Here is a 12,626-nt window from a genome sequence, read left to right on the forward strand (position 1 = left end):
GGCTGACAATAAAATCCACGCGGAAGCGTGGATTTTATTTAATGGTTAAAACCAGGCGTGATTTTATTCGAAATAGACGTCGGGATTATCGGCCAGAGACACGAAGCTCTTGGTGTTTCTATCCAGCGTGCGAATTTCGCCGCTTTCGATGTCGTACACCCAGCCGTGCAGGCGCAGCCCGCTGTTGCGCAGACCCACCGCCACAGAAGGATGGGTTTTGATATTATTTAGCTGAGCAATAACGTTCTCTTCCACCATAGCGTTAACTTTGTCTGTTTCGCTATTCCAGGTTTTCTTCTCGACCACTGCTTTGGCCGCATCCGCATAGTGCAGCCAGTGAGCTACCGCAGGCATGGGGTCGAGGCACTGGCAGGACGCGATAGCCTTCATGGCGCCACAGTTCGAGTGGCCACAAATCACGATATCAGTAACACCCAATGCCACCACCGCGTACTCGATGGTCGCAGAAACCCCGCCCGGCTCCGGGCCAAAGGAAGGAACGATGTTGCCGGCGTTGCGGATAACGAACAGTTGCCCAGGTTCTTGCTGTGTGACCAGCTCGGGCACCAGACGGCTGTCAGAACAGGAGATGAAAAGCGCTTTAGGATTTTGGCTGGAGGCAAGGCTGCGAAACAGTTCCTTACGCTGTGGGAAAATCTCTTTCTGGAAACTGAGGAAACCTTCAATGATATGTTGCATACAACGCTCTCTGCATCTGTAGTCTGCGTAACATGATAATCATCCTCTCCCGTTAGTCCAGTCATGGGCAGGTAAAAAAATGTGTGTGCAAGCCCCCCGCAAACCCCATTGAATACAGGGTTTATGCCTGTTGGCGACAGAATTTTCCGGCTTGTTGGCGCGTGGGTTGCTGATAAAGCGGACGGCAAGAAATTCGCTGTTGTGCCCATTCAGCGCTGACGTACACGAACATAAAAAAGCCCGCCGGGGTGATATCCGGCGGGCTTTTTGACGTCTGGGGCGGCGATTATTTGTAGATAACCGCGGTGGCGTGCATCAGGTTATTGCCGCTGGTGGAGGTGATGGTGAAAGCCTTGGCGCCTGCGGCATCGGCTTTGGCGGCCAGCTGAGACTTCAGGCTGCTCAGATCGGTTGCGCCGCTGGCGACGATCACGCCGGCTTTTTCGAATTGGGCGGCATCCTGGGCGCTAACGTGTTCAGCGGCGAAAGTGGTGAAAGAAGCGGTGGCCAGGGCGATAGCGGCAGCAAAAGTTTTGATGGTTTTCATGTTGGTCATTCCTGTCAAAGTGAATTAGGGAGAAAGGGGTTTGCCTTTCGATGGGAGGATTATTGCGCAGTGGCAGGCGGGATGAAATCGGAGAGTGTTGATGGTTTTATTCAGATTTTTTGATTGTTAATTCCCCCGTTCATCTTCTGCATAAACAGGGGGAGACGATCAGCGCGTCGGGCGCGCCAGATCGAAACGGTGCTGTTCGGAAATGCCATAGTAGGCGGTTGGGCCGCCGGCGCGCAGGATAGGTTCGGCAGCGGCGGTCTGGTAGACGCCGTGTTCGTCCAGCAGCGCCGGATCGAGGTGCACCGCCACCACTTCGCCTAATATCAGCCAGGTCTCCACCTGTTCGCCGGCGGCGGTTTGCAGCTGAATGCACTGGGTCAGCCGGCATTCGAAATTCACCGGGCTTTCGGCCACGCGCTCGGCTTTGACCCGGCGTCCGGGCAGTGGCGTGACGCCGGCGAAGGCGAATTCGTCCTCACCGCGCGGCAGGTTGATGGAACTGTGGTTCATCGCTTCCGCCAGCGGGCGTGTCGCCAGGTTCCAAACGAACTCACCGGTTTCCACGATATTCGCAACGCTGTCTTTCCAGCCGGTGCTGGCGAAACCGATGATCGGCGGGCGATAGTTGAAGCAGTTAAAAAAGCTGTAGGGCGCCAGATTACGCAAGCCGGTGGCGCTGCGGGAAGAGATCCAGCCGATGGGGCGCGGGCCGACGATGGCGTTCAGCGGATCGTGCGACAGGCCGTGGCCGGCGGCGGGTTCATAATAATAACGAGATTCACGGTTCATGGGAGACCCTGCGGCAATCGATGAAGCTTTCATTGTGCCGGGTTTCCCGCCGCTGCGCCATTGCGGGCCGGATGTGTTATCTTACGCGCCGGAAATCCCTTCAAGAGAGCCCGTCACGGTGGAAAAAAAGAAAACCTTCCCGCAGCAGAAAAGCGGCCTGCATCCGCGCAACCGTCATCGTTCGCGCTACGACTTCCCGGCGCTGATCGCCAGTTGCCCGGCGCTGGCGCCGTTCGTAAAACCGAACGCCTGGGGCGATGTCTCGGTGGACTTCGCCGATCCGGCGGCGGTGAAAATGCTCAACCGTGCGTTGTTGCAACACTTTTACGGCATCGAACACTGGGATATTCCGGCTGATTATCTGTGCCCGCCGATCCCCGGCCGCGCCGACTATCTGCATCACCTGGCGGATCTGCTGGCGACCAGCAACGGCGGCGAGATCCCGCGCGGCAAGGGCGTGGCGATCCTCGACGTCGGCGTCGGCGCCAACTGCATTTACCCGATCGTTGGCCTGCGCGAATACGGTTGGCGTTTCACCGGCTCCGAAATCGATCCGGTGTCGCTCAACTCGGCCAAGATGATCGTCGAGATGAACCCGACGCTGCGCAACAGCGTGCGCCTGCGGCTGCAAAAACAGCCTGAGCTGATTTTCAGCGGCATCATCGGCGCGGCCGAGAAATACGACGCCACCTTGTGCAACCCGCCGTTCCACGCGTCCGAGCAGGAAGCGCGCGCCAGCACCCGCCGCAAGCTGCATAAACTGGGCAAAGGGGAAGTGGCCGACAAGCCGGTGCAAAACTTCGGCGGCAAGAACAACGAGCTGTGGTGCGAAGGCGGCGAAGAAGCCTTTGTGCGCAAGATGGTGGCAGAGAGCGTCAGCAAGGCCAACAACTGCCTGTGGTTCACCTCGCTCATCTCGAAAAACACCACGTTGCCGGCCATCTACCATGCGTTGAAAGTGGCGGGGGCGGCCGAGGTGCGCACCATCGAGATGGCGCAAGGGCAGAAGATCAGCCGCTTCGTCGCCTGGACCTTCCATGACGCCGAGCAACAGGCCGCCTGGGCAGCCGAACGCTGGCGCTAAGTCTTCAGGTGCCTCGGTATGGGAGCAAAGTCCCATACCGAGAATCGGTTCTCCCCGTTTTATTGACTTATCGCATCAGCATTTCTTAACTGTAGTCATACCTATAAAAACCCCTCCAGGCAGTGTGCAATGTCTCTCTTCGCGATGTAGGAGACAGGCCGCGGCGCAGCCATGCCGCGAACTTGGTCCATTACACTGACGGGATTTATTATGATTCCTTTAGCTACGCAACAAGAGGTCGGCGCCTTAATCATCGGCATTTTCGGGCGTTTGCCGACGGCGGCGGAAATCGATTACTACGACAGCGCATTTGATATCGGCAGCCAGCCGCCCGCCTATATGGCCAGCATTTTAATGAGCCAACCCGATGCCGGTTGGATGAGCGGCCAAAGCGAATACGACATTCTTAGCCAGGTTTATTTCTCCGTTTACAATACCGCTCCCGATCCGGATTACATCAATGCCTTACTGCAACAGGGGCATTTCAACAGCGCTGTCGCCAGCGTTGTTATCGACCTCTTCAACTATCTGGGGGACGACCCGGTGATGCTGGCGCAGCGTGATGCGCTCGATCAGCGCATTGCTGAAGGTTTGTACCCCGGCACGGCCGCTGATGCCGCCGGCGGGAGCGGCGACGCGCAGGCGATGTTTTATCTGCTGCGAGCGCCCTGGCAGACCGATGAAATTGCGCATGACGGCAAGCTGCTCAATCAGGGGGGCGATCTGGCTGCGTTGGCGCAGAGCAAGATTGCCACCTTGCCACTCAACGATCTTTCCGATCATGACTTCATTTTGCATCTGTTCGCTCAGGGATTCGAACGGCCGCCGACGGCGCCTGAACTGGCTGCTTACCAGCAACGGTTGGCGGAAGGCGCGACGCGTGGCGATCTGCTGGTGGATATGATCGCGCAGTTGCGCGGGGTGGTGGCGCCGGAAGATGCGGCGGCTCAACAGCATTTCAATGCGGCGGGCCAGGAATATTCGCCGGGCGAACTGCCGGCGACCGAGTATCTGGAGCAGATAGCGGCGCTGTTCCGTGCATTGCCCGAACGGGCGGTGGACAGCGTCTCGCTGGACAATTGGAGCAAGACGCTGGCCTCCGGTACGTTGAGCTATACCGAATTGGTCTCGGCCCTTCTGGCGACGCCGGAATTTCAGGCGCAGATCGGTGGTTTGCAGGGGGACGACTTTATTCAGCACGTCTATCAGGCGGTGCATGGCCGGGCGGCGGATGAACAGCAGTTGGAACATTATCGGGCGTTGGGCGGCGACAAGGCACTGGTCACGCAGGCGGTGATCGCCGATCTGATCAATGCGCCGCCGGCAGGTGACGTTCAGTATGAACAGTGGATGTTCGCGCGTGATGTCGGCGCCAGCCTGGCATATAAAACGACTGCTTCTCTCGCCACCAGCGAGGGCGGCGGCAACGCGTCGGGTACGGTGAATACGCATGCTCACCATACGCTGAGCAATGCGGAAACCGCCGTGCTGTTCAGGGTGTTCCTGGATGCTGATGCGGACGTTACGGTTGACCTGAGCTATGCCTCGCAGCTTTCTTACCTGATCGTCAATGGCGACGCTGCGGCGGATATCCGGCTGCATAATAACCCTGCGGCTCGGTATGGGGTGGAGATGACGGTAAACAATGCCAATGTGACATTGCATGGCACCTATGGCGACGATCGGGTGCAGCTCACTTCGCAGGCCGATCTCGCCGCCGCCCAAGGGCACTTTTATCTGAACAACGGCAATGACAGCCTGCTGTGGGGAGGCAATGCCGATGGCGGCGCCAATCATGTGGGGTGGATATTCAGCGCCGATGGCGGTGACGGGCACGATATTTTGTCCGCCAACCTGATCGTCAAAATGACCTCGACGCTCGATCTTTTTGGCGTGCGTATCAGTACGGTGAGCAGCAATGCCGCCAATTTCAGTCATTTCGAACAGATAGATATGGCGGGTTACATCGGCCAGGCGGAAGCTACGCTGACGCAAATCGGTTGGAACGGTTACAGTACGAAAGCGCTGGCGACGAGTGCTCATGTGTTTGACTACGGGGTGCTGAGCGGCAACGCCAGCGTAGAGGGAACGGACGGAGGGACGGTCGTGCAGAGCCGGGCGGCGCAGGCGCTTGGCCGTGAGGGATTGTTGCTGTCCGGCCGGGCGGATAACGTCAAGGTGATCAACGCCAATGCCGATGCGGCGCGCCTTGAAATCAGCGGCATCGGTGATCATGCGGACAGCCGGCTGGAGATAGCCTTCCTTGAGAATGCCACCGATCGTTTCGACCTGTTGTTCTCCGGGCGCGGTAATGCCGGCTCGTTGGCGCTTGACTCGCATGGCGATGAAAATCCATTGACATTGGTTGCCATTAACACCGGCGGCTGGGGAAATGGCGCCTTGACGCTGACGGGGCAAAATGATCAGGTGCAAGACATTACGTTGTCCGGCGGTGCGAATTTCAACCTGACGCTAACGGAGGGGTACACTCAGGTCCGCCAGGTTGACGCTTCGGCCTTTGCCGGTAATGGGTTCACCCTGACGTCCTCTCATGGCGGCAGCGGTGACGGCACGATCATTCAAATGTTGGACTTGCTGCCGTTAAGTGGTGGCGCGCAGGCCAAATTGGCGCCGCTGCTGGAAGATCTTGGGCTACAGGGCGAACAGCTGTTGGTCAAAGGCGGAGGAGGCAGCGATCAATTTAACGTGCAGGGAGACACGACGATCGTCGCCGGCGCAGGGAAAAGCCACGTTACGCTGCAGAGCAGCACGGCGGCGTCAGGCGTGACGTTAAAAGACTTTTCGTTGACGCAGGGCAGCATCGACGATGTGCTTTCAGGTCTGCGGATCGTTCAGGGGGCCGGCGGCGGGAAGCTGGCGGATTATGGCGTCAGCGATGCGCAAGGCGTGGAGGCGAGAATCGGCGCCCTGACGGCCGAACAGGGCAGCAGCGCCAGCCAGCTGTTGGCCGCGTTGCTCGATCTCGGTCAGCCTGGAGCATTGAGCGCCAAGGTCGGGGTCAGCAGCGTTCTCGGCGAGCAAAACAGCAGCTACCTCATTGTCGATAACAATGATGACCACCGTCTGGATGCCGCGGACAGCGTCATCCTGCTCTTGGGGCAGGACCATCAAAGTTTGCTCAATGAACTGCGCTATGTGCCGGAAATCATGCTCAACGGCACGGTGGTTGAGCCGGAGCCGCTGGTCGCGTAAGAGGCGATGTGTTAGCTCAACGGCGCCGGTTATCCTGCCGGCGCCGACAAAAATCCGCATTTTACCTTTCAATTTTCATCACTTACGTTATTCTCATTACGCATTTAATAATAAAAATCTTAGGTTATTGGTTTATTTAAATTCGAATAATTACTTTACTGAATAAATAAATTTAATCCGGTTAATAGCAATAACCAGAAGGTTCGGCGCTGCCCGTTCCTTCCGCGATGGCACGTCTGCGTGTGGGCGCGGCATGTGGCCAGACAAAATAAGAAAAGCGCCATCATCTGCCACAAGGACTACACCTTATGCTGTTACGATTCAGTCAGTTAACTACCCACAAAGGCGCCGAGCTGGGCGCGATAGAACACGCCGTTCCCATGATCGTATTCTCGCCCGACGGCACGGTCTTGCGCGCCAACGATCTCTTCCTCAACACGCTGGGATTTCAACGCGATGACGTGATTGGCCGGCATCACCGTATTTTCTGCGATCCGAACTATGTCGCCAGCCCGTTGTACCGCAAGCATTGGGAGACGCTGAATAAGGGGCAACCCATCACGGACACCCTAAAGCGCATCGCGAAAAACGGCGAGACGGTATGGCTGCAGGGCACCTACGCGCCGGTGCTGAATAAACAGGGTAAGGTGGTGGAAATCGTCAAGATCGCCAGCGAAGTGACCGAGCGAGTGACCCAGGCGCAGGAACACCGCAGCCTGCTGGCGGCGCTGAATCGATCGATGGCGATGATTGCTTTCACGCCGCAGGGCACCATTGTCAGCGCCAACGACAATATGCTGGCGCTGATGGGCTATCGGCTGGATGAGGCGTGCGGGCAGTCGCATGCGGTGCTGTGCCCGCCGGCGTTCGCCGCTTCCGACGACTATCGGCGGCACTGGCAGCGCCTGGCGCGCGGCGAGTTCATCACCGGCCGTTTTGAGCGCGTCAACCGGCGCGGCGAACGGGTATGGCTGGAGGCCAGTTACAACCCGATCCTCGACAATGAAGGCCAGGTGGTGAAAGTGGTGAAAATTGCCCAGGACATCACCCGATTGATGCAACAGCAGCAGCACGAAGAAGAGATGGTGCGCAATGCGCATCATCTGTCGCTGGATACCGACCGGCAGGCGGCGCAGGGCGCGGCGATCGTGCAGCAGGCGGTGCAGGGCATGCAGCAGGTTGAAGCGGCGGCGCGCGAAACCTCGGACGTGGTCACCGAGCTCGGCAAGTGCTCTCAGCAGATCGGCACCATTGTCGAAGCCATTCGTAAAATCGCCTCCCAAACCAACCTGCTGGCGATTAACGCCTCCATCGAAGCTGCCCACGCCGGTGAGCACGGGCGCGGTTTTGCGGTGGTGGCCAACGAGGTGCGCACGCTGGCGGAACAGTCGCGCAAGGCGGCGACCGAGATCGAACGCATGACCAAGTCTATCCAGCAAGGCGTGGCGGCTGCGATCGCCGGCATGGCGACCTGCGTGGAACAGGCCGGCGGCGGTGTGGCATTGACCCATGACGCCGGAGAAGTGATTAACCAGGTCAATATCGGCATGCATGACGTCGTGAAGCTGATGCAGGCCTTTACCTCGGTGAAGCAGGGCGATGCGTTGCACTGAGTCTGCCGGACGCCGCCTCTGAAAACGGGGCGGCGTTTGCCTTCCCCCACCGATTCCTGTGCCGTTGAGCCGCGGTTCAATTTTACCGGTCTATGCTAGACTTGATGTGAACGAACGTTCGTTCATTAATTCATTCATTAATATCAATTTATGGCGCCAGGCGCCCCTTCACCGTTTCGGGAACTGACGATGGGAAACCGAGAAAAGATTGTCGAGGCCGCGCTGCACAGCTTTACCCATCAGGGATTTCACCAGACCAGCATGCGGGATATCGCGCAGGCGGCGGGCGTCAGCGTGGGCAACCTCTATAACCATTTTTCCGGCAAGGAGGCGCTGATCGGCGAGATCGCGCTGCTGGAAAACGGCGTATTCGCCGAGTTCGCCGCCGGATTATTGGCCGACAGAAAGCGGCCGAAACAGGCGCTGTCGATTTTTTTCACCGCCTATCATGCCTTTGTCGCCGAACCGGCCAATGTTCAGCTGTCGGCGGAGATCGTGGCGGAGGTGGCGCGCAACCCGGCGTTGGCCGAGCCGTTCAGTGCCAACCAGCGGCAGTTGATTGAGGCGCTGGCGACGGTGATCGCCGAGGCTCAGCAAATCGGTGAAATCGCGGCGGCGATAGCGCCGTTACCGCTCGCGCAGCTGGTGCTGGACGTGATCGAAAGCCAGGCCTGGCGGCAGGCGATCTTTGCGTCGCCTGCGCCGGAGGAGAGCACGCCGGTGCGGCTGTTGGAACAACTGCTCTACCGGCATCCCTAGTCGAGGTGGATATGCTGCACATTGAGCCTTATCGCGACGCTGACCGCCTGCAAACGGCGGCGCTGATCTACGCCGCGTTCTGCGACAAGTTCCAGCGCGCGCGCCGTTTGAGCGCCCGCCGGCAGTGGCGTCTGTTTTATCGGCTGTGGTGTTGGCAGCAAAGCGGCAGCCGGGAGCGTAGTTTCGTGGTGAAACAGGATGAACAGGTGGTGGCGGCTTTTGCCCTCAATGCGGCCGAGGCAGAGGGCGACGGCGGGCTGCGCCCGCGCGCCTTGCCGATTTGGCGGCTGTGTCGCCGCTATGGCTGGCTGAACGTTTGGCACATGTATCTGCAAATGGCGGTGTTGCAGCATGCCCCGGCGGCCGATGAGCTGTATCTCTCTTACCTGGCGGTGGCGGAGAGTCAGCGCGGTAAAGGGGTAGGCAGGCGGCTGCTGCAGTGGATGAACGACTACGCCGCCGGACCGGGCGCAGGCCGGCACCTGAGTCTGCACGTCAGCCGGCGCAATGTCGATGCGCTGCGCCTGTACCGGCGCTGCGGTTTTCTGGTACGGCGCGAAGAGCACTACGCCTTGCTGGGGAGGCTGTTCGGCCAGGCCGATTGGGTATTGATGGAGAAACGCAACGGGGAGGCGATGTGCGCAAAATAGGGCTGTGCCTCGTGGCACTGGTTTTGGCGGCGCTTGGCTGGGTGATTTACGTCAACGACTTTCGCTTTGTCACCGAACCGGTCACGGTAACCGCCGGCGGCAACCGGCTGAGCGGCACGCTGGTGCTGCCGGAGCATGCGCCGGTCAAGCCCGGCGTGGTGGTGTTCATACACGGCGATGGGCCGGCCAACGCCAGCCGCGACGAAGGCTATTACGGCATTTGGGAGGCGATAGCGCAGCAGGGCTATGCGGTTTTATCCTTCGACAAGCCGGGTGTAGGCGGCTCCAGCGGCAACTGGCTGCATCAGACCATGGCGGATCGCGCCCGGGAAACCGCTGATATCATCGACTGGGCCAGACGGGACGGGCGCTTCGATGCGCGCTGCGTGGGGCTGTGGGGCGCCAGCCAGGCGGGATGGGTGATGCCGGAGGTGGCGCGTTTACGGCCTGACATTGCTTTCACTCTGGCACTCTCGCCGGCGATCAACTGGCTGCGGCAAGGGCGCTATAACACACGGGCGGCGATGGCGGCGGTAGGGGACGATGAAGCGCAGATCCTGGCGCGCGAGGCGCATTGGCGCCATATCCAGACCTTGCTCGAGCAACCGGACGGCTACGCGCAGTACCGTCGCGAGTCTGGCGCCGCCGCATTGAGCGCCGACCGCTGGCGTTTTATCCGCGCCAACATGGCCAGCGACGCGACGGCGGGATTGCGGCATTTCGCCACGCCGGTGCACCTGATCCTGGGCGGGCGCGACGTCAACGTGGACGCGGACGAAACCGAGCGCGTGTATCGGCAAACGATCCCGGCCTCGCTGCTGACGGTGACGCGTATCGCCGAAGCAGACCACGTGATGATCAAACCGCTGTTCGCCCGCCATCCGTGGCTGATCAACGTGGTTGGCCTGTTTGCCCCGCGCTCGGTGCAATACGACGCCTACCGACGGGACGTGGCGGCCTTCCTGGCCGCCCATCCTTGCGGCCAGGGGCGTTAGCCTCAGCTCGCGGCAGGCGGCGGCTCTTCATGCGGCTGCGGCGCGCGGGAGATTTGCATCGCCTGCTGCGGCATGCCGATGCCGGCCCGATCGAAATGGATTTTCACCAGCCGATCGAGGGCGTATTGCACCACCCACTGTTTCAGTGCCTGTGTGCGCACCGTCACGCGGGTGGTGAACGAGCGGTCTCCCAGCGCCACCACGCCGTTGAAGACCGGCTCGCCAATCAGGAAATGCTTCACCTGTTCATCTTGCTTCAGTGCCGCGACGGCCTGATGCAGCACCTCATTGACCCGATCGATGTCCTCGTCGCGGCTGACGGTGTAGTTGGCGCGATATACCCCGAACTCACGCGCATAGTTGGCCAGCGTGGTGATCGAGGAGTACGGCACGATGTGATAGACGCCGTAGTCGTCGCGCAGGCCGATCGAGCGGATGGTCATGCGCTCCACGGTGCCGGTGATGCCGCTGACGGTGACGTACTCGCCGGTGTTCATGCCGTTTTCGAACTGGATGAACACGCCGGTGATCACGTCTTTCACCAGCGTCTGGGCGCCGAAGCTGATGGCCAGCCCCAGCGCGCCGGCGCCCGCCAGCAGCGGCGCGATGTTCAATCCCACCTGCGACAGCACGATCATCACGGTAATGGTGCTGATAACGATAGCCAGCACGTTGCGAAACAGCGTCAGCAGCGTGCGTTCGCGCGCGCTCGGCCGCACGCCGTTGCTCAGCTCCAGCGCCAGACGGTGCTCGATGATGCTGGCCATCAGCGTCCAGCTGAACACGGCGATCAACAGGATCAGCAGGATATGCACCAGCCCGCCGAGCGTCCGCTGGCCATTTTCGCTGCCCGCCCACTGGTACAGGTTGATCAGGTGCCAGGCATCGAGCAGGAACAGCGTCACCGCCAGCACCACCATCACCCGCAGTATCTTCAGCCCGTTGGGGATGTAGGAGTTGATGCGCCGCTCGAGCATCGGGTAGCGCAGATTGACGTCGGTCGGCAGTGAAATGCGGCGGAAAATCCAGCGGGTCAGCATGCCGGACAGCAGTGCGCCGACGCCGACCACCAACAGACTTTTCACCGTGGCGCTCATCATAAAGCGCAGGCTGTTGCCGATGTCGAACTGGGACAGCACGAACAACACCAGAAAATAGGCGATCGCCAACAGATGCCAGATATGCCCCAGGCCGCGCAGGATCACGCTGAAAAACGCCATCGACCGTTCGGCCAGCAGGTTGATCTGTTGCTGTATCGGCTTGCGGTTGTGCAGGATCAGCCAAATGGCGTACAGCGTCAGCGCCAGCATCACCACCAGGTTGACGGTGGCGGCGGCCGGGTAGCTTATCTGGACCGCCACCACCGGCACCACCACCATCAGGCCGTAGCCGATCAGGCCGCTGAGCCAGGCGAGGCGCGTGTTCCAGTAGTGCGCGCTCCGGTCGCTGAAGGGGAAGGGGCGCAGATAGTCGAAGCGGGGAGCGAAAATCAGCCGCAGCACCGCCTTGAAAAATTCAATCACCGCGAAGGCGCTGAGAAACAGGGTTTGCAGCCGCAGAATGGTGGCGCTGTCGGCGTGGACGTGGCGGGCGAACAGATTGCCCGCCGCCAGCGCCAGCAGCAGTACCAGCAGATCGATGGCGAAAGCGCCGAGAATGGCGGCGGGGCGTTTATACCACGGGCCGCGCTGTAGCCGCGCATTGTGTCCCCAACTGCCCATGCGTTTGTACAGCGGCGCGATCAGCCGCCGGATCAGGTGGAACAGCGCAAAGGTGACCGCCACCGTCAGCAGAAAGTAGCCCAGTGCGCGGAAAAAGCCGGCGGGATTGAAAACGCGCTTCGGGCCGGAGTCGATCAGCTTTTGCAGCGCGCCGAGCTTTTGGTTAAAGGTGCCGATGCCTTCCTGCGCCAGCGAGTTCAGGCTGTCGCTCAGCGTAGCGGGCGTCGATTCCTCCGGCGTTGCCGGCGCGGCGGCGGGGGCGTCGCCGGCGGTCTGTTTCAGGTGGTTGATGAGTTCCGCGCGCGCTTTGTCGTCTTGCAGCAGATCGGCCAGCGCGGCGTAGGCGGCTTTCTGCTGCTCGCTCTTGTCGGCGGGCGCGGGCGGCGCATTTTGCGCCAGCGCCGGTGGTGCGAAGACGTTCAGGGTCAGCAACAGCAGCAGGAAAAGCAGGTGTTCTCGCAGATGAGAACCTCGTCGGGAGTCTGCGTTTGGCGGCATGGTTCCTCTCTTTGGCGTTCTTTGATCGGCGGATGTAAAAGCAATACGA

At 60.2% G+C, this 12,626-nt stretch carries 10 protein-coding genes; 6 read left to right on the forward strand and 4 right to left on the reverse strand.

Annotation, left to right across the window (positions count from 1 at the left end; genetic code table 11):
- Window positions 1–63: 63 nt before the first annotated feature.
- The 3 genes from ACJ8PN_RS02935 to ACJ8PN_RS02945 form a co-directional block, all read right to left on the reverse strand.
- Window positions 64–699: a carbonic anhydrase gene (locus ACJ8PN_RS02935; RefSeq protein ID WP_004939270.1), complete on the reverse strand. Its 636-nt coding sequence runs from the start codon at window positions 697–699 to the stop codon at window positions 64–66.
- 286 nt (window positions 700–985) lie between these two features.
- Window positions 986–1,246, reverse strand: a complete 261-nt coding sequence (gene bhsA, locus ACJ8PN_RS02940) for a multiple stress resistance protein BhsA (RefSeq protein WP_004939265.1) — start codon at window positions 1,244–1,246, stop codon at window positions 986–988.
- Between the two features lie 168 nt (window positions 1,247–1,414).
- A complete protein-coding gene (locus tag ACJ8PN_RS02945) occupies window positions 1,415–2,044 on the reverse strand; it encodes a flavin reductase family protein (protein ID WP_351107233.1) in 630 nt (209 codons plus the stop codon).
- Between the two features lie 118 nt (window positions 2,045–2,162).
- Between ACJ8PN_RS02945 and rlmF the strand changes: the two genes are divergently transcribed.
- The 6 genes from rlmF (at window position 2,163) to ACJ8PN_RS02975 (ending at window position 10,358) form a co-directional block, all read left to right on the forward strand.
- On the forward strand, window positions 2,163–3,128 hold the full coding sequence (gene rlmF / locus ACJ8PN_RS02950; RefSeq protein ID WP_351107236.1) for a 23S rRNA (adenine(1618)-N(6))-methyltransferase RlmF: 966 nt from the start codon (window positions 2,163–2,165) through the stop codon (window positions 3,126–3,128).
- 210 nt (window positions 3,129–3,338) lie between these two features.
- A complete protein-coding gene (locus tag ACJ8PN_RS02955) occupies window positions 3,339–6,341 on the forward strand; it encodes a DUF4214 domain-containing protein (RefSeq protein ID WP_351107239.1) in 3,003 nt (1,000 codons plus the stop codon).
- A 308-nt stretch (window positions 6,342–6,649) separates the two neighbouring features.
- Complete coding sequence (locus ACJ8PN_RS02960; protein ID WP_171453610.1) at window positions 6,650–7,954, forward strand: methyl-accepting chemotaxis protein; 1,305 nt, start codon at window positions 6,650–6,652, stop codon at window positions 7,952–7,954.
- Window positions 7,955–8,143: 189 nt separating this feature from the next.
- Window positions 8,144–8,713 (forward strand): TetR/AcrR family transcriptional regulator, encoded by a 570-nt coding sequence (locus tag ACJ8PN_RS02965; RefSeq protein ID WP_442534597.1) that lies wholly within the window; start codon window positions 8,144–8,146, stop codon window positions 8,711–8,713.
- 11 nt (window positions 8,714–8,724) lie between these two features.
- Window positions 8,725–9,363, forward strand: coding sequence for a GNAT family N-acetyltransferase (locus ACJ8PN_RS02970; protein ID WP_442534598.1), 639 nt, complete (start codon window positions 8,725–8,727; stop codon window positions 9,361–9,363).
- An 11-nt stretch (window positions 9,364–9,374) separates the two neighbouring features.
- Entirely contained in the window at window positions 9,375–10,358 is a 984-nt protein-coding gene (locus ACJ8PN_RS02975) for an alpha/beta hydrolase family protein (protein WP_437189151.1), read from the forward strand.
- A 2-nt stretch (window positions 10,359–10,360) separates the two neighbouring features.
- Here the strand turns inward: ACJ8PN_RS02975 and ybiO are convergent, their stop codons facing one another.
- A complete protein-coding gene (gene ybiO, locus ACJ8PN_RS02980) occupies window positions 10,361–12,577 on the reverse strand; it encodes a mechanosensitive channel protein (RefSeq protein WP_053091211.1) in 2,217 nt (738 codons plus the stop codon).
- Between the last annotated feature and the right edge of the window lie 49 nt (window positions 12,578–12,626).

Source organism: Serratia sp. CY76391 (assembly GCF_052166695.1).
In the GTDB taxonomy this organism is placed as follows: domain Bacteria; phylum Pseudomonadota; class Gammaproteobacteria; order Enterobacterales; family Enterobacteriaceae; genus Serratia; species Serratia nematodiphila.

Bases quoted from the DNA above. Each gene is read 5' to 3' on its own strand.
- ACJ8PN_RS02935 (WP_004939270.1), bottom strand. From the start codon at position 699: ATGCAACATATCATTGAAGGTTTCCTCAGTTTCCAGAAAGAGATTTTC.
- bhsA (WP_004939265.1), bottom strand. From the start codon at position 1,246: ATGAAAACCATCAAAACTTTTGCTGCCGCTATCGCCCTGGCCACCGCT.
- ACJ8PN_RS02945 (WP_351107233.1), bottom strand. From the start codon at position 2,044: ATGAACCGTGAATCTCGTTATTATTATGAACCCGCCGCCGGCCACGGC.
- ACJ8PN_RS02955 (WP_351107239.1), top strand. From the start codon at position 3,339: ATGATTCCTTTAGCTACGCAACAAGAGGTCGGCGCCTTAATCATCGGC.
- ACJ8PN_RS02960 (WP_171453610.1), top strand. From the start codon at position 6,650: ATGCTGTTACGATTCAGTCAGTTAACTACCCACAAAGGCGCCGAGCTG.
- ACJ8PN_RS02965 (WP_442534597.1), top strand. From the start codon at position 8,144: ATGGGAAACCGAGAAAAGATTGTCGAGGCCGCGCTGCACAGCTTTACC.
- ACJ8PN_RS02970 (WP_442534598.1), top strand. From the start codon at position 8,725: ATGCTGCACATTGAGCCTTATCGCGACGCTGACCGCCTGCAAACGGCG.
- ybiO (WP_053091211.1), bottom strand. From the start codon at position 12,577: ATGCCGCCAAACGCAGACTCCCGACGAGGTTCTCATCTGCGAGAACAC.